This window comes from Rhizobium sp. P1_B8 (assembly GCF_056406515.1).
In genome coordinates, this window is sequence record NZ_JBFTZZ010000015.1 from 185520 (window position 1) to 201135 (window position 15616).

At 59.7% G+C, this 15616-nt stretch carries 16 protein-coding genes; 9 read left to right on the plus strand and 7 right to left on the minus strand.

Annotated elements, in window-relative coordinates:
• Nucleotides 1–23: 23 nt before the first annotated feature.
• The 3 genes from AC1D2N_RS18520 to AC1D2N_RS18530 form a co-directional block, all read right to left on the minus strand.
• On the minus strand, nt 24–1211 hold the full coding sequence (locus tag AC1D2N_RS18520; RefSeq protein WP_018245882.1) for a hypothetical protein: 1188 nt from the start codon (nt 1209–1211) through the stop codon (nt 24–26).
• 394 nt (nt 1212–1605) lie between these two features.
• Complete coding sequence (locus AC1D2N_RS18525) at nt 1606–1962, minus strand: hypothetical protein (protein WP_020493437.1); 357 nt, start codon at nt 1960–1962, stop codon at nt 1606–1608.
• A 146-nt stretch (nt 1963–2108) separates the two neighbouring features.
• Nucleotides 2109–2444 carry a DUF5086 family protein gene (locus AC1D2N_RS18530; protein ID WP_245268278.1) on the minus strand — a complete coding sequence of 112 codons (336 nt, stop codon included), beginning with the start codon at nt 2442–2444 and terminating at the stop codon, nt 2109–2111.
• A gap of 149 nt (nt 2445–2593) precedes the next feature.
• On the opposite strand from AC1D2N_RS18530, the gene AC1D2N_RS18535 reads away from it, so the two are divergent.
• The 5 genes from AC1D2N_RS18535 (at nt 2594) to AC1D2N_RS18555 (ending at nt 4480) form a co-directional block, all read left to right on the plus strand.
• The gene (locus AC1D2N_RS18535) at nt 2594–2884 is read left to right on the plus strand and encodes a hypothetical protein (RefSeq protein ID WP_026188716.1); all 291 of its coding nucleotides are present in this window, start codon (nt 2594–2596) and stop codon (nt 2882–2884) included.
• Between the two features lie 124 nt (nt 2885–3008).
• Entirely contained in the window at nt 3009–3416 is a 408-nt protein-coding gene (locus AC1D2N_RS18540; RefSeq protein WP_026188715.1) for a hypothetical protein, read from the plus strand.
• 67 nt (nt 3417–3483) lie between these two features.
• Nucleotides 3484–3732 carry a hypothetical protein gene (locus AC1D2N_RS18545; protein WP_018245879.1) on the plus strand — a complete coding sequence of 83 codons (249 nt, stop codon included), beginning with the start codon at nt 3484–3486 and terminating at the stop codon, nt 3730–3732.
• Between the two features lie 124 nt (nt 3733–3856).
• The gene (locus AC1D2N_RS18550; protein ID WP_026188714.1) at nt 3857–4087 is read left to right on the plus strand and encodes a hypothetical protein; all 231 of its coding nucleotides are present in this window, start codon (nt 3857–3859) and stop codon (nt 4085–4087) included.
• 132 nt (nt 4088–4219) lie between these two features.
• Complete coding sequence (locus AC1D2N_RS18555) at nt 4220–4480, plus strand: hypothetical protein (protein WP_018245877.1); 261 nt, start codon at nt 4220–4222, stop codon at nt 4478–4480.
• Between the two features lie 570 nt (nt 4481–5050).
• Here AC1D2N_RS18555 and AC1D2N_RS18560 read toward each other — a convergent pair.
• Both AC1D2N_RS18560 and AC1D2N_RS18565 read right to left on the minus strand, forming a co-directional pair.
• Nucleotides 5051–6154 carry a LuxR C-terminal-related transcriptional regulator gene (locus AC1D2N_RS18560; RefSeq protein WP_018245875.1) on the minus strand — a complete coding sequence of 368 codons (1104 nt, stop codon included), beginning with the start codon at nt 6152–6154 and terminating at the stop codon, nt 5051–5053.
• A 176-nt stretch (nt 6155–6330) separates the two neighbouring features.
• Nucleotides 6331–7401, minus strand: a complete 1071-nt coding sequence (locus tag AC1D2N_RS18565; protein ID WP_128411477.1) for a LacI family DNA-binding transcriptional regulator — start codon at nt 7399–7401, stop codon at nt 6331–6333.
• Between the two features lie 182 nt (nt 7402–7583).
• On the opposite strand from AC1D2N_RS18565, the gene AC1D2N_RS18570 reads away from it, so the two are divergent.
• The 3 genes from AC1D2N_RS18570 to AC1D2N_RS18580 all read left to right on the plus strand — a co-directional run bounded on the left by AC1D2N_RS18570 (nt 7584) and on the right by AC1D2N_RS18580 (nt 11272).
• Entirely contained in the window at nt 7584–8411 is an 828-nt protein-coding gene (locus AC1D2N_RS18570) for an ABC transporter substrate-binding protein (protein WP_018245873.1), read from the plus strand.
• A 90-nt stretch (nt 8412–8501) separates the two neighbouring features.
• Nucleotides 8502–10040 (plus strand): amino acid ABC transporter permease/ATP-binding protein, encoded by a 1539-nt coding sequence (locus tag AC1D2N_RS18575; RefSeq protein WP_018245872.1) that lies wholly within the window; start codon nt 8502–8504, stop codon nt 10038–10040.
• Between the two features lie 95 nt (nt 10041–10135).
• Entirely contained in the window at nt 10136–11272 is a 1137-nt protein-coding gene (locus AC1D2N_RS18580) for an NAD(P)/FAD-dependent oxidoreductase (protein ID WP_018245871.1), read from the plus strand.
• Nucleotides 11273–11319: 47 nt separating this feature from the next.
• On the opposite strand, the gene AC1D2N_RS18585 is transcribed toward AC1D2N_RS18580, so the two are convergent.
• Nucleotides 11320–13827, minus strand: a complete 2508-nt coding sequence (locus AC1D2N_RS18585) for a methyl-accepting chemotaxis protein (RefSeq protein ID WP_018245870.1) — start codon at nt 13825–13827, stop codon at nt 11320–11322.
• A gap of 420 nt (nt 13828–14247) precedes the next feature.
• Here AC1D2N_RS18585 and AC1D2N_RS18590 point away from each other — a divergent pair, with 420 nt between their 5' ends.
• Nucleotides 14248–14754 carry a hypothetical protein gene (locus tag AC1D2N_RS18590; protein ID WP_477981734.1) on the plus strand — a complete coding sequence of 169 codons (507 nt, stop codon included), beginning with the start codon at nt 14248–14250 and terminating at the stop codon, nt 14752–14754.
• A 23-nt stretch (nt 14755–14777) separates the two neighbouring features.
• On the opposite strand, the gene AC1D2N_RS18595 is transcribed toward AC1D2N_RS18590, so the two are convergent.
• Nucleotides 14778–15506, minus strand: coding sequence for an endonuclease/exonuclease/phosphatase family protein (locus AC1D2N_RS18595; RefSeq protein WP_477981736.1), 729 nt, complete (start codon nt 15504–15506; stop codon nt 14778–14780).
• Nucleotides 15507–15616 lie beyond the last annotated feature (110 nt).

The following is a 15616-nucleotide window of genomic DNA, read 5'->3' on the forward strand; positions in this document are numbered from 1 at the left end:
TCGTGAAGCGTCTCTGCTATTCGTTAGTCGTTCGCCGTGACCTTGACGCCGAGCACGGAAGGAATGGTGTTCGGTGCGCCCATGGCCGCGCCGATGATCATCGGGACGGGAACCGGCTTTTCCGGTGCGGCGCTGATTGTCAGGCTTTTCGGTCCGTCGAGATAGGCGTTGACGGCAGCCGACACCTGGTTTTGCAGCTCGGGCATGTTGAGCTGTGCCATCATCATCGGCACGAGACCTTTCAGCGATTGCGCCAGCTGGTCGCCCGTGACGCCCTGCTGCGAGCCGGCATAATCGAGCGCCTTCTTGGTGATCGAGGCATCGTCGAAGCGGATCGAGGCACTGTTGATCGTCAGCTGCTGCATCAGCCCCAACATCGCAAGGCCCACGGCCTGGTTGGCCTCTTCCTTGTTCGGATTGGCCTCGGCGGTCTTCACCGCCTCCTGCAGCGACTTGATGAAGCCCAGCGTGTAACCGGAGAAGTCGACGGCGAAATTCAGCCGGCCGATATTCTTGAAGTCGAAAGCATATTCGTCGACAGCGACCTTGCCGCTTTCGATTTCCCAGATGCCCTTCATCGTCACCGTGCCGTCGAGCGTCGTCAGGCCCAGTTTCTCGATGGCCTCCTTCGCATTCGCATCCTCGACCTGCGACAGGTCGGCCTTGAGACCGGCGACATTGGCGTCATAGGAAAAGCCGCCATCCTGGCGTCCCAGGTTCGACTCGATGCTCTCGATCGCAAGCACGTCCTTGCCCTTGATGTTGAGAGCGATCGGTCCGGTGCTGACCGTTTCATAGAGGAGGATGTCGTTCAGCGTATCGCCCGTCGCATTGGCGGGGATCGTGAGGCCGGTGATCTGGATCTCCTTTGTGGAAAAACGTCCTTCCTCCTGGCTGATATCGATATCCGGGAAGGAGACGGTCTTGGCGTGATAGCCACCGCCTTCGATTTCCTCAACACCCTCGAAGGTGAGATCGCCGATCTTCAAAGTATCGCCGGGCAGGCTCGAAGATCCTACCTGGACACCGGTCGCCGTTACCGTGTCGCCATCGGCTTCCGCCTTCTCGAAGGTGATGACCGTACCGCCGGCACTGGTTGCGGCATTGAGCTTCTTCATCATGTCGGTGCCATCAAGGGCAAGCGCCGGGCCGGCCAACGTCAGAAACGCGGTGCTTGCCATCATCAGGTGGAGATTACGCATATGCTTCATGGAGATGTCCTTATGTAGAAAATAGATGCGAGGATTTCGAAATTCCCAGATGTGCCACCTTCCACTCTCAGATCGGAAAGGCGGGGGACACGAAGAGCGCCGCTGGATATCACGGCTTTCATCTGGTCAGCTAATTTGGGGGTGGTGCAGTTTAGGATCAGCCGGAACGCTCGGACTGAAAAAATATAGTCATCCTTCCGCCGGCGACGGGCGGCAGCATTTTCTCTAGCAGGGGTAGCGTTTCGACTCATCCGCTACACAGAAAGTGTATTTCCTCGATTCTTGCAACCCTTCGAATCGGATGCCAAACCGGGAAGTGTTCGACTGGATTTAGTGCGCATTTCGAACGCCCGCGGAAACGGCCAGTCCGGCTGAATGCCACCTTCCAGTGTCCCTATGCCTGCGACACTCGCCCGCGCAACAAATAGGCGAGCGAAAAGATGACCAGGAAGGGGTAGACGAGCACGATCAGCGGCAGACCGGCAGCCAGCGCATCGTCTTGAAGATAGATGTTGAGGACTCCGGCTCCGAGCACCAAAGGATAGAGTGGCGCAAACCTGTCGAACCACATCCTGAAAGGCCCCGCCAGGAGCAGAACGAACGCCGGCAGAATAAAAATGCCGAGATTTCTCGCAACATTCAGGAACTCAGGACCAAACGGTTCAGTGAGGGAATAAAGTCGGCTGACTTGGCGGGCCGCCCACAGAGCAGCGATTGTGGCCCCTACATATCCTGCTGGTCTTGCCAACATGGCCGAACCTCCCTTTTGTTCACACTCCCTCGTCGATGCGGCCCGTTCCTGTGACCATATCCGCGCGCCTACAGCGCCGCGCGTCTTTTCAGTATGCACTGACGTTCATGGGTGCATATTGTCAGCGGCGCCAACGCATTCAAGAATTATCGTGCGGCAAACGCCGGCCTCCTGCCGCATGACAGGTTGCGCGCGCCAGGCCCGTAGGCGATCCGGAATTCGATGTCCTTGTAAAAATAGGTCCTGGCTTTTCGTCTCAGGCGGTTCCTGTCCAACGCGTCTGCCGTTACGACAACGAGCGCGGCAAGCCGTTTGAATTGCCATGGCGGCGAACCTCGCTCCTTCTCGACCACCTCGACATGGTAATAAGGATCGTGATCGGCGGGCTCCGGATGTTTATGGGCGGTGGCCCAACGACGGTCCGTGGTGAGACGGAGAGAATGACGGTGAAAACATCTGGTGGTTCCACCGCTCCGGCACACGCGAAGACCGGTGCGCCCAAAATGGTTGCGACAGCCAGAAGGATAGCTCCAGGACTTATTCGCATGTTCTGGAACAATGTCTGTCGTCCCCTGTTACATTGACGATGAAAACGAGTGCCGCGCGAAAGACGAAGCAGCTGGAGGGCTCGATGAAGCGGAGCATAGGATTTGGGCTGGTTTTTGCCGTTGTGCTGACCGGCTGCACGACCAGCGCAGGCAGTTATTCGTCGGCGGGACTGGCCCCCATTCCCGGCAGCATCACGTATAATGGCCAGCCTCGCACGAAGTTGACGAAATCGCCCGTGGGTTCTTCCTTCCCGCATGATTTCACAGATCAATGGGGACGCCAGGTTGAGGAGATCTACATCATCCGGCCCGACAGGAGCTTGCTGATCGCCGAGCGCCACTACCGGCCGGTCTTCGCCCTCGACGATGACTAGACAGGATGACTTTAGGCCCGGTTGGCTAGTCTGAATCCTGTTTTAAATTCGTTAGTTAGAGCATGATGTCGCCCGAAAATCGCTGACATTTTTCGGCGTCATGCTCTAGGAAGGAGAAATGATCATGCCGCGCCGCAAGAGCACTGAGACGACGACCCTCGATAGCAGAGGAGCCAAGATCGGCGAGCCGGTTCCGAAAGCCGTCATCGATACGAACACAGCCTCCGTCGGCGTTCCCCGGCAGCCTGATCATGACCTGGGCGAAGAACTGAGCGTGCTGCGAAAGCAGATCGGCGCGCTTCAGGATCAAGTCCTCGATGCTGCCCGGTCGGCAAAAGGAAGTGCCGGGAGAGCAATGCGTCAGACGGAAGCGGCGGTGAAGCTCTACCCGGCCTCGACGCTCCTCCTCGTCGCGGTGATCGCCGGCGCGCTGGCATTCGCCGGACGTCGCGCCGCACTACCGCGCCATCGGCCCCAACCCGCACTGCGTGAGTTGAGGGATCTCTACGACATGATCCGAGGCCGCGTCTGACAAGATTTCAGGATTGTCAGCGTCACGATTATGGCCGACGCTTCGTTATCGAAGCGAGGGGACATTCATGTTGGATATCATCATACGCAGCGCTCTTGATGTCGTTGGGCGCACTGAGCGCCTCGTCGAAGCAATGAGGCGACTGCTGCAGAGTGACGACCTCGACGAAGTCGAGGTCTATGAGCTCGATTATGAGATCGAGCGGCTCGGGGACGTGGTTTTCAATGTGGACGAAGCCGTTCGATCGCTGGCGCGCACGGTTGAATGCTGGTCGCAAACCGCTCTCGCACACGAGATCCGTGGGACATTGCATTGACGGCTGATTCTGCGTGTCACGCTGATGTCACGCGACCGTCGCAGCAATATGTGCTTGATTGGCGCAGTTAGGCTCAGACCAGGGCAGGGTCGAGCCAAAATTGCTTTTTCGTTGGGGCATCGCAATGAGCTTGAACACTTCGGGGGAGGAATCTCAACCCCATGAATTCATCTTTCCGGTTCACACCCGGACGATCGCAGAGATCAGATACGATAGTCTGAGCCGCGTCATGACGGTGGTCTATCACGACGGCCACTCTTGCACGACTTCCGGCATACAAGGCCCGGCGATGCTGAGAATCCTCGCCCAGCGTCCGTTGGAGCGCTCTCCGTTTCTGTTGAAAACGGTCATCTGAGGCGGAAAGACGTCGCCAGTCGTAGCCGGTATGGCGGGGCAGGGCATCGGTTTGTTAAATCAGCATGGTCGTGCATCCATTTCCGCTGGGCCGCGTTCATCCACAATAGCCGGACCTATGGAGGGAACGCCGATGACCTTTCCACCGCCGAAGACCGAATCTCCCGCGAAGCGCTTCGAAGAGGCGACCGTAGCCGCGCGCGACGCGTTGGAAAGGCTGATTGCAGCCGCCAATGAAGCCGGATGGGGCACCGAGGAGATAACCGCGGCACTCCTTAAGGCCGCGCAGTTTCTGAGCGATGCCAACAAGAGAGAGCCAGATCCGGCCGACGACCCCTCAATCAGCGATGCGCCTGCCAGGGAGCAGATTGGTCACGGCGAGCTCTATGACTAGTGTAGACGGTGTTCCCAGGCCACGTCTTCGAACGGTTAGTTCACAGACTAGAAACTTGTGAAGTTTCGTAAATGTGGACAATAACTGATCTTATACCGTGGGCGTTTGCGCTGCCTCCCGCTCTTTGGGAATTACGGAATGTGTGGAGACGGCATGGCTGGATTTTGGGAGCCGGTGCAGGCTTAATCGTCTTCGGCGGCATATTCGTCTGGATTTATGTTGTCCAGCAGTCAGTTCACAATATGAACTATGGAGCGCTAGGTGTTGTGCAAGCGCTCGGTTTGCTGCTTGGACCACTAGCTGCCGCAATCGTTATCACCAAAAGGACGAGCTTGGCTGCTGGGTTTTTTGCTGGGGTAGCCGTTGGATTCTGCGTTTACGTCGCCACTGCCACCATTGGAATTGCCATCTACGGCGAGTGAAGCCCAGGCGGTTCTACTGGGCTGCGGGTTCGAGCTTTGCGGTATAGGCCCACGGTAACACTAGCCGTGTTCCAGACTTGCTAGGTCGTATTAACCCGTTCGCAATATGAGCCATGCGGGCGGTAGGAGACGAATTGCAAGTCTATCGTCAGCGCATGAGCAGCGCGACCAAACCAACCCGGGAGTTTACCCCGAGCTTGGAATAGATGTTTCTGAGGTGGGTTCTGACCGTTTCGTAGCTGATGTGATCGGCTATGGCCACCTCCTTTGGAGAATGGCCGGAGGCAATGCTTGAGGCGATCCGAATCTCCGTCGCAGTCAGTTTGTAGGATTCCATTAAGAAGTCTCGCCGCTCATTGAGTGGCGTGGCCACCATCGGCTCGACAATGACGGCCACAGTCGGCCCCTCCAAGAACTCGGTGAATGCATCGGACTGGAGCCGAAGGAGTGTGATCCGATAACTAGCCTTGTCCTTCCCCTTTGCGATCGCCGTATGCGGCCTTGTTTGCACACCCTTTCTTGACGTCAGGAAATCGAGAACGGCAGTCGACTTCTCGCATTGAAGTTCGAGCTTGCCGCTTGGGGCGACATGCATAGGAAAGCCAGCCGCCATTAAGGCTTCTGCGCTCTTATTCCATTGGCGTGCTCGCCCATGCTCCGAAACGTAGATCAGTCCGACGCCGATGCTATCAAACAGCGTTTGCGTTGTCTGTCTTTCCGGGGCGAGCAGATCGCGCTTCCGGATGAAATCGAAAGCCCTTTTCAAATGGGGAGCGAGTATCGTGTAGCGCCCGGCTGCTTCTTTGTTGAAATCGGGGTCTGCTGACGACGTGCAGGTCGATAGGACGAAGGTGCGGGTTTCCTCCCGAATGATGGAGACACCAATGCTCGTCTCGCATTGGGCCTGTCCCTTCAGCCAATCATTGTAGAATTCCGATTTGAGCAAGTCCTTGCGTGGAAAGATTTCGTCTCCGCAGACACCCTGGCCGACGGGCACAAAGCTCAATCTCGGAATCCAGGGGTTCACTGCGGCAAAGTGGCTGCTGAATTGGTCGACCTCGGTCCTCGAGAACCCCGATACGTAAGGAACATGGGCCACAGGCGAGGCCAGATCGTGGTAATGGAGGGCGGCCTTTCCATTTGGCGAAGTTTGCGCCACGCGATCCAGAAAATCCTGCCAATCGCACTCACCGAATAGACTTCCATAGATCAAATCTATCAGCTCAGATGAGGCGTCTTTTGACTGGAGCATGATCTTTCTGAAAATCCCACAGCGAGTATTTCCGGTATTAAATAACGTTGCTCAGGCAAAGACAACAGCAACCCCATGTAATATCAAATCGGCGGCCATGGGCATTCGTGACCAATCGCAATGCGGTACTACTCGCTGCTTCGCAAGCGATGCAGGTATGGCCAACTCCATAGTTCTCACCGGTCGATAGTTGCGACGGAGCCGCGCACGACGAGGCTCGTGCTGACGCGCAGGCGTTCGACGGCAAGCGGGGCGCGTTCGATGCGGGCGATGAGCCGCTCGCCGGCGAGCTTGCCCATCTCATAGACGCGTTGGTCGACGATGGTGATCGGCGGAACGGTAACGCTGGTCCAGTCGGCGTCGAGAAACGAAATCATCGAGACGTCCTTGGGGATCGACAGGCCAAGCGACTGCAGCGACTTGAAGATGCGCAAGCCGACGAGGCTGTCTGAAGCCAGCAGTGCCGTTGGCGGCGATCCCTCCGAGAGCAGGCGTTTGATCACGCTGTCCGTCTGTTGCTGGTTCGTGGCGCCGAGCCTGATATAATGAAGAGGGTTCGGCAAACCCGCCTCGGTCAGGACGCTGACAAAACCCTCCACGCGTTCGCGGACGGCGGAATTCGAGATCCGCCCGATATCGGTGAGCCCACCATCCTCGGCATCCATGGCAGAGACGTAGGCGAGGCGGCGATGTCCTTGCCCGATCAGATAGCGGGTCGCGGTGATGGCCGCATCCCGGTCGTCGCCGGTCACGGCGTCGACATCGAGTTCCGGGATAGCCCGGTCGAACAGGACCAGCGGCACGCCGGCGCGGCGGACGTGCTGCAGATGTTCGATGCTGTCGCAGCGGGCTGGCGTGACGATCAGGCCATCGACACGTTTGCCGATCAGGAGGTCGACGGCCGATTTTTCCGCATCGAGCTCTTCGCCCGAATTCGCGATGATGACGTTGAATCCAGCAAGACGGGCCGCGTCGCTGATGCCGCGTACCGCCAGACTGAAGAAAGCGTTCTCGATATCGCCGACCACGACCCCGATGATGCCGGACCTTCCGGTGCTCATGCTCCGGGCGAGCTCGTTCGGGCGGTATTCGAGGGCGGCGGCCGCCGCCATGACCTGATCTGTGATCTTGGCGCTGACCACGCCGTAGCCGCCGAGCACACGGGCGGCCGTCGCCTTCGAGACCTTTGCGGCCTTCGCGACGTCGGCGACCGTGACTGCACGTTTCGAATGAGCGGAATCTTCCATGAGCCGAGGACTACAAGAGTTGTTGACGACCGGTCAATTGACGGATATCAAATATGTTGTGAGACCGGTCTCTTTCTACAGGAGACCGGTATCTTGTCCAGAAATCTCTATCGCAATGCGCGGTGGGGCAGGGCGACCCGACGATGCCGACAAGAGCATTCCTTTCAGAGCGGAGAACGAACATGAAGCCTTTTGAATCATTCGTGGCCACCCTCGCCCCATTGCGGGCCGGCCTTTTGACATGCCTTCTTGCGATGGGCGCAGGTTCTGCGGCCGCCGCCGACAATCCCTATAACCTCATCGAGCCCGGGGTGATCAGCGTCGGCACGATGGGCGATTCCAAGCCCTATACGTTTGCGACGGCGGACGGCCAGTTCACCGGTTTCGATATCGAGCTGTTTCTCAACGTCGTCTCCCGCCTCGGCTTTCAAAAAGACAAGGTGACGTTCACGGGCCAGGAATTTTCAGCACTCCTGCCGTCGGTCGCAAACGAACGGTTCGACGTTGCCGTTGCGGCGATCGGGACAACCGAAGCCCGCAAGAAGACTGTCGATTTTTCCGACGGCTATCTTGCCGGTTATCTCTCCGTCCTGACCCCGGATGCCGGTATCAAGGATGCCGATGGCCTCAAGGGCAAGCGTCTCGGCGTCGTGCAGGGGACCTTGCAGGAAGTCTATGCAGCCAAGAATTTCGGGGGGACTGATCTGGTGAAATTCCCCGACAACAATTCTGCCGTGGCCGCGCTCAACAACGGAACGGTCGATGCGCATTTTCTCGACTACGAGGCCGCCAAGCAATATGGCGAGCGCTATCCCGCTCTGAAGGTTGCCGTGAATATCCCGTCCTTCGATGCGCCTGCTGGCTTCGTGGTCCGAAAGGGAAATGATGCCTTTCGCACGGCGCTGGACGGCGCGCTTCACGATGCGATGCAGGACGGTACCTGGAAGACCCTTTATGAAAAATGGTTCCCCGGCTCACCGATGCCGGAACAGTATCTTCCCAAGAAGTGACGCCGCAAGCCGCCCGCTCATGGCGGGCGGCTTACCAAGGCTCTGCCGGACGGCGGCGTCTGCGCCGAGCACGAATTCATGGGGATCTGAATGAACTGGCTTGAAAATCTGCGCCGCAGCTTCCTGGACTGGGATGCCATGGCGGAAGTTCTGCCGAGCATGATCAGCGTCGGCCTGAAGAATACGCTGATCCTGGCCGCCGCCTCGACCGTACTCGGTGTCGTCATCGGCATGACTCTCGCCGTGATGGGCATCTCGCAGTCACGCTGGCTGCGGCTGCCGGCACGCATCTACACCGATGTTTTCCGCGGGCTGCCGGCGATCGTCACGATCCTGATCATCGGCCAGGGTTTTGCCCGGATCGGGCGTGAGATCTTCGGTCCATCGCCATTTCCGCTCGGCATCCTGGCGCTCAGCCTGATTGCCGGAGCCTATATCGGCGAAATCTTCCGATCGGGCATTCAAAGCGTCGAGCGCGGCCAGATGGAAGCCTGCCGGGCGCTCAGCATGAGCCACGGGCAGGGCATGCGCCTGATCGTCATCCCGCAAGGCATCAGGCGCGTTCTGCCGGCGCTGGTCAATCAATTCATCGGAAACGTCAAGGATTCCAGCCTTGTCTACTTCCTGGGATTGCTCGCCTCCGAGCGGGAGATATTCCGTGTCGGGCAGGATCAGGCTGTCGTCACGGGCAATCTTTCGCCCTTGTTGCTGGCGGGCGTCTTCTACCTCGTCATCACGGTGCCGCTGACCCACTTCGTCAATTATATCGATGCGAGACTGCGGCTCGGAAAACAAGGTCGCGGCTCGGGTGCTGCGAGCGGATTAATCGAGGTGAGCGAGCTGCAGGCCGCCACCGGCCCAGGTCCCACAGCCAAGGCGGCGGAGGAGAGTACGCCGCGCTTCAAAGGCGGCGCCCTGAACATCCGGGACCTCACCATGGCCTATGGCGATCTCGACGTGCTGAAGGGGGTCGATCTCGACATCGCCGCCGGTACCGTCACCTGCATCATCGGCCCTTCCGGCTCGGGCAAATCGACGCTGCTGCGCTGCATGAACAGGCTTGTCGAACCGAAGGGTGGTGACATCCTGCTCGATGGCGAGAGCATCCTGGCGATGAAGCCGGAGAGGCTGCGCCGGCGGGTGGGGATGGTGTTCCAGCACTTCAACCTGTTTCCCGACCACACGGCACTCGAGAACGTCATGCTTTCGCTGACCAAGATCAAGAAGATGCCGAGGCAGGAGGCGCGGCGCATCGCCGAGGCACGTCTGGCCGATGTCGGTCTTGCAGGGCGTAAGGATCATCGGCCCGCAGGTCTGTCGGGTGGGCAACAACAGCGCGTCGCCATCGCACGCGCGCTGGCCATGGATCCGGAGGTCATGCTGTTTGACGAAGTGACGAGTGCGCTCGATCCCGAACTGGTGAAGGGCGTGCTCGACCTGATGGCCGCCCTCGGCCGCCAGGGCATGACGATGGCCGTGGTGACGCATGAGATGGGATTTGCGCGCAGGGTGGCCGACCAGGTCGTCTTCATGGATGAGGGCCGCATCGTCGAGGCCGGCTGCCCGAAGCAGATCTTCGACAATCCCCGAAGCGAGCGGCTGAAGCGCTTCCTTGCGGAAGTTCTCTGAAGCGCCCGAGGCAACGCATGGTGCCCCGGTCGTCCTCACACCGGCTGCGCCGGATTTCACCCGCTGTAGCAAGAGCAGAAAACAAGGTTATCGACATGAATGCTTCCACCAAACCCTTGAAGGTCGTCGTCATCGGTGGCGGGATCTTTGGCGTCTCGACATCAGTCCATCTGGCGCGGCTCGGGGTCCGCACCGTGCTCATTAACGACGGTCCGCTTGCCAACGGCGCCTCCGGCCGTTCGCTTGCCTGGCTCAACTCGGCGCGTAAACGCGCCGATGCCTATCACCGGCTGCGTCTGGCCGGCATAGATCGGTATCGCACGCTGGCCGCCCGATATCCCAATGCGCCGTGGCTGCGCTTCGACGGCGGCCTGACCTGGGATGCGGACGATGGTAGCAACGAGATCGCCGAGATCTTCGACTATGAGCGCGATCTCGGCTATCACGCGCAATGGCTCGCCCCGGCAAGGATTGCCGCGACGACGCCGGGTGTCGACGCAAGCGCCGTGACGCCGCAAGGCGCGATCTTCAATCCCGGGGAGGGCTGGGTCGATCTTCCGTCCTTGATCGGCACGCTTACGGAAGAATTCCGCACGCTGGGCGGCGAGATCGTCACGGACGCCGGTCGCGCGACGGTCGATATCGAAGGCGGGCGTGCCCGTGGCGTGATCACGGCCGACGGCATGCGCCGCGATGCGGATGCCGTGCTGCTTGCTGCGGGCGGTGACGTTCCCGCGATCGTGGCTGAGGTCGGCCAGCATATCGGCGATGCAACGCCTATTGCGCTTCTCGTCAGGACCAAGCCGCTCCGCCATCCGCTGAAGGCGGTGCTCAACACACCTCGCATTGCCATCCGCCCGACGCCCGGCGGCGGCTTCGCGCTCGATTCCGCCTGGTCCGAGGAAGAGGTGAGCGTGAAGCCCGACGGCAGCTATGATGTCAGGCAATCGACGCTGGAGGGGCTGCTGCGCGAGGCCTCAAGGGTTCTCGAAGGCAATCCGCAACTGGAGATCGAAGATTATGGGGTCGGTCCGAAGCCCATTCCGGGCGATGGTGAGCCGGTCTTCGGCGAGTTGCCGTCAATCCCTGGTTATTTCGTTGCCTTCAGCCATAGCGGTGCCACCCTCGGCCTGATTGCCGGCGAACTGCTGGCGGACGAGATCGCCACCGGACGCCGCCATCCACTGCTGGCGGACTTTCGGCCGGAGCGTTTCAGCGCATCGCGACGGTGAAGGTCGCGATGCGGAAGCTTGAGCCGCTCGCCAAGCGGATGACCGTTCTATGCCGCGGCGGTTCGACGAAGCGCCCCCGTTTGCTCCAATTGGAACTGATCGATCAACTGGAGGAGTATCCTCGTCTCGTCGGCAAGTTCCTTCGTCGCCGCGCTGGTTTCTTCGACCATGGCCGCATTCTGCTGCGTCATCTGATCCATCCGGTTGACGGAAGAATTCACTTCATGGAGGGCGTTGTACTGCTCTCTGCTCGAGCGAGCGATGACGTCCATCTGCTCGGAGGCGGTGACCACTTTCGCCGAAATGCTTTCGAGGACTTCGCTCGTCTCGCGGACGACACGCGCTCCGTTGGTAATCTCCGTCTGCGAACGTCCGATGAGCTGTTTGATCCTTTGGCCGGCCTCCGCGGAGCGTTGAGCCAGATCGCGCACTTCCTGGGCCACGACCGCAAAGCCTTTTCCGGCCTCGCCGGCGCGGGCCGCTTCGATGCCGGCGTTCAGGGCAAGCAGGTTCGTTTGGAACGCGATTTCATCGATGACGCCGATGATTTGAACGATCTCGTCGGATGCCGCTTCGATCTTGCCCATCGCGTCGATGGCGCTTGCAACGACCTGGGATGACGAATCGGCCACCTGTTTGGTGTCCGTGATGATCTGGTGGGCATCATCGGCGCAGGCCGCCGACGAACGAACCGTAGTAGTGATCTCTTCGATAGCTGCGGCTATCTCTTCGAGTGCGACGGCCTGTTGTTCGGTGCGCCGCGCAAGATCGTTCGCGGCAAGATCCATCTGACCGGCGTTCCCTTCGATCATCCGGGTGTTGGTGCGGATCTGGTCGATCGTTTCCTGCAGCCGGAGGAGCGACGAGTTGAAATCGTTACGAAGCTGCTCCAATCGGCCGAAGAAGGGGGTTGCGATCGTCTGAGAAATGTCGCCCCGTGCCAGACGTCCGAGACCTTCCGCCAGCGCCGTAACCGCGAAGTCTATCTGCTCTTCGACCGTGCGTTTTTCTTCATCATTGCGATGCCGCTCCTCCTCGGCCCTCGATCGCTCGACCTCGCTACGCTCCTCGATCTCGACTTTGGCGATGGCATTATTCTTGAATACGCCCAGGGCGCGGGCCATATCGCCGATTTCATCGGCTCGGCTGTCACCGACGATGGATGTTTCGAGTTTGCCGTCCGCCAAGCGCCTCATAGCCGAGGTGATCTGATTGATCGGCCCCTTGAGCGTAACGGTCAGCCCGACGCCTGCGAGGATTGCGATCACCACGCCGAGGATCGTCGTTCCCAGGGACATCGAATTGGCATCCGCGCGTTCCTCAGCAGCATTCTGCCGCTGCACTTCGGCGAATGCAGTCAACTGAGACCACATCCGGTCCACGTCGGCCGCGGCCAAATGGAATTCGTCCTGGCGCTGCGCGCTGATGCGAACGAGGTCGGTGGCAGCCTTCTGCATTTTGTCCAGCGCCGGCAGAAGCTTGGCTTTGAGATTATCGAACTGCGCGACACCGCCGGCATTGGAAATCAGCGTGTCCAGGCCCTTTCTGACAGCCGCGATTTCCTGCGAAAGCCGCTGGAGATTGGCGTCCGTTGGCGCCAAGGTCAGTTTCGCCATAACGATCTGAATCACGTAAGCCGAGGTCGTGAGTTTCTGGCCGTCTCTCTGGCTGGTTTTGGCGCGCTCGACCGTTTTGGCGGTCTCGGCCGCCTTATCCGTAACCGCCTTCACGCGCCGTGAGGCGACCTCCTGCAATTCGGGCAGCCTGCCGACGATATGGCTCGTCGCATTCCTGAGACCGGCTGTACGCTCCTCGGTCTGGCTGGAGGCTTCGACAAGCGGCTTCAACGAAGCAATGGCATCGTCAATCGCCTTTTTGGCTTCCGGTGCCTCGCCGCCGAGCGCCATTCCCACGATGCGCTGCTGCCGGGTGAGTTCCTCCATATCGGGGCCGCCGATAGGGGCGGCGGCTTGAGCCTTGTCGTTTAGCGATTGGGCGAAGGAGGCGAAGTCCGAAATGCGCTGTGCATCGCCCAACGTATTGCGGGCTTCATCTTCCTGCATGTCGGCGGCGCGCTGGAGGACCTTGGAGCCTTCAACGATATCCGTCTGGGACGACACGACGACGCTCTGCGCCTTCTGTAGATCGGTAAAGAGCGCCGACCGAGTTTCCTGAAGTTGCCACAGTGTATCCATGCGGGCCGAAATTCCGTCGATGGAAGACAGCGCTTGCTCCAGCTCCTGCTGACCGCCGCGATCCGCGGTGAGCCTATCGATGCCGGATTTCAGAAGAACGCGCTGATCGGCAAGTTTGCGGGTGACAACATCGCGGTTTTCTTGCGTGGCATTGGCGAGGAATTCGCCCATCGCGGCCGACAAATCGCGAAATCCGCTCAACGACTGCAGAACGGAATTGGAAATATCCATCCGCCCCTGAAGCAAGCTCGACGCATAAAAACCGGTCGCACCCACGGCCATGATGCTGAAGACGAAGGGAACGATGAACACCATCACCTGCGTCTGGATGCGAACACGTGACAACAGCCTTCCCAACATGAGTCCCTCCTCGGCTCACAGTCTCGTTGCGGCGCCTTGGCGCAGGGCTGTTGCAGATCGCCTCCCTTCGAGTGAAATCCTCCTTCCGCCTGAGGCGGCAGCCACGGGTTTGCTCGCAACCAACGGCTGCTCGCCCCTCCTCTTGACCTTCCGAAATTCCTAGATCCGTCGGAAGGAAATGGCTTGAAGCAGACAATCAATCTCGGGTGAAGATACCGGTCCCCTCGAACCGGCTCTGCACATAATCCCTGCCGGACGCATGACGCATCAGTGGAATAAATATTTCATACTGCACAACTCGTGAAATATTCGTTTCAATATTCGCCGAAACCAGCATTTTGTCCAGCCCGAGGGCGGGCAGCCGATGCATCCTTCTGAGCCGTCGGGCGTTCTATCGCCAGGAACAACTGGAGACGCATCATGTTCAAGGACGAACGCGGGGACATCGGCACAGACAAGGGTATGCGCGACGGTGTGGAAACCGCACCGGCCTCCTTCGAAGAGGCGAATATCAACCCTGATCTCATCAGACGTGAGGGTTTTGCCAGCGAGGCCGAGTATCGGGCGTATATTGCCACGCTCGGTGGTCATGCCCGGGTTGAAGGCACCGTCGAGGAACCTCTCCTGGTCTCCGATGGTCATGCCCTCGAAGGCCGGCTGCGAGAACTGAGAGAAGAGATCGAAAACCTTCGCGCTCGTCTTCACGTGATCCAACATCAGGCCGCGACCGTCGTTACGGAGAACGTCCGATGGGCCGATGCAAGTGCTCATGCGCAGCTCGGCAATCAGCCCTGGCTCAAGCTGGCAGCCGCAATGGCGGCGACCTTCGTCGTCACGAGGGGCATCAGGCGACTGCCTCTGGGTGCCGTGGCGACGACGGCGTTGCCGTTGGTGGCGGCGGCGATGAACCGGAAGTTCGCCAGGTGAAAATCGTCAGCAGCGATGACTGATCAGGCGAAACCGATTTCGGCAAACAGAGGGAGGTGGTCAGAGGCAACCCTTGTCAGGCGGTTTTGCAGGACCGCCGCTTGCTTGACGATGAGATCGTCGCTGACGAAGATGTGGTCGAGGCGCATCAGCGGGTAACGGGAGGGAAAGGTCGCTCTTGCCGCGGCGTCGCCTGCGAGCTGGGCGTCCTTCAATGACCGCGTGGCAAGTCGGTAAGTCGCTGATGACGGAATGGCGTTGAAATCGCCGCAGAGAATGGTGGGAAGAGGCTCGTCCGCCGTGCCGCGCAGCCAGCCCGAGTTCAGCAGCGTCGTCATCTGCCGGATGCGCTCGCGGCCGCGAAGGCCGAGATGGGTGTTGATGACCAGCAGTTTTCTGTCGCCGACCAGTATTTCGACGGATAAGGCGCCCCGCTGTTCGCCGATGGACGGCAGCGGGCCGGCCTTGACCGCGCCTGTCGGCAGCGAGGTGATGATCGCATCGCCATACTGCTCCTCGGCAATCGACAGGGCCGGATGGAAATGCGCCTGCATCTTCAGAAGCGAGGCGATCGCGTGGGCCTGGTCGACGCCGCCGGTCCTGCGCCTGAGGACATCGACCTCCTGAAGCGCGACGATATCGGCCTCAGCTTCAGCGATGACGGAAGCGATGCGGCCGGGATCGAGCTTCCGGTCACTGCCGATGCAACTGTGGACGTTATAGGTCAGGAGTCTGATTGATTTATCCGGCATAGGCCCGCTGAAAGCTCGTTCCCCCGGGGAACATAGAACTTGTTCCCCGGGGGAACACGGAACTCGTTTGATCGTTCCAGATGATCGAGCCGTGGCGCTCGCATCTCGGA

Bases quoted from the DNA above. Each gene is read 5' to 3' on its own strand.
- AC1D2N_RS18570 (WP_018245873.1), top strand. From the start codon at position 7,584: ATGAAGCCTTTTGAATCATTCGTGGCCACCCTCGCCCCATTGCGGGCC.
- AC1D2N_RS18585 (WP_018245870.1), bottom strand. From the start codon at position 13,827: ATGTTGGGAAGGCTGTTGTCACGTGTTCGCATCCAGACGCAGGTGATG.
- AC1D2N_RS18560 (WP_018245875.1), bottom strand. From the start codon at position 6,154: ATGCTCCAGTCAAAAGACGCCTCATCTGAGCTGATAGATTTGATCTAT.
- AC1D2N_RS18590 (WP_477981734.1), top strand. From the start codon at position 14,248: ATGTTCAAGGACGAACGCGGGGACATCGGCACAGACAAGGGTATGCGC.
- AC1D2N_RS18540 (WP_026188715.1), top strand. From the start codon at position 3,009: ATGCCGCGCCGCAAGAGCACTGAGACGACGACCCTCGATAGCAGAGGA.
- AC1D2N_RS18550 (WP_026188714.1), top strand. From the start codon at position 3,857: ATGAGCTTGAACACTTCGGGGGAGGAATCTCAACCCCATGAATTCATC.
- AC1D2N_RS18525 (WP_020493437.1), bottom strand. From the start codon at position 1,962: ATGTTGGCAAGACCAGCAGGATATGTAGGGGCCACAATCGCTGCTCTG.
- AC1D2N_RS18565 (WP_128411477.1), bottom strand. From the start codon at position 7,401: ATGGAAGATTCCGCTCATTCGAAACGTGCAGTCACGGTCGCCGACGTC.
- AC1D2N_RS18535 (WP_026188716.1), top strand. From the start codon at position 2,594: ATGAAGCGGAGCATAGGATTTGGGCTGGTTTTTGCCGTTGTGCTGACC.
- AC1D2N_RS18555 (WP_018245877.1), top strand. From the start codon at position 4,220: ATGACCTTTCCACCGCCGAAGACCGAATCTCCCGCGAAGCGCTTCGAA.
- AC1D2N_RS18595 (WP_477981736.1), bottom strand. From the start codon at position 15,506: ATGCCGGATAAATCAATCAGACTCCTGACCTATAACGTCCACAGTTGC.
- AC1D2N_RS18580 (WP_018245871.1), top strand. From the start codon at position 10,136: ATGAATGCTTCCACCAAACCCTTGAAGGTCGTCGTCATCGGTGGCGGG.
- AC1D2N_RS18545 (WP_018245879.1), top strand. From the start codon at position 3,484: ATGTTGGATATCATCATACGCAGCGCTCTTGATGTCGTTGGGCGCACT.
- AC1D2N_RS18520 (WP_018245882.1), bottom strand. From the start codon at position 1,211: ATGAAGCATATGCGTAATCTCCACCTGATGATGGCAAGCACCGCGTTT.
- AC1D2N_RS18575 (WP_018245872.1), top strand. From the start codon at position 8,502: ATGAACTGGCTTGAAAATCTGCGCCGCAGCTTCCTGGACTGGGATGCC.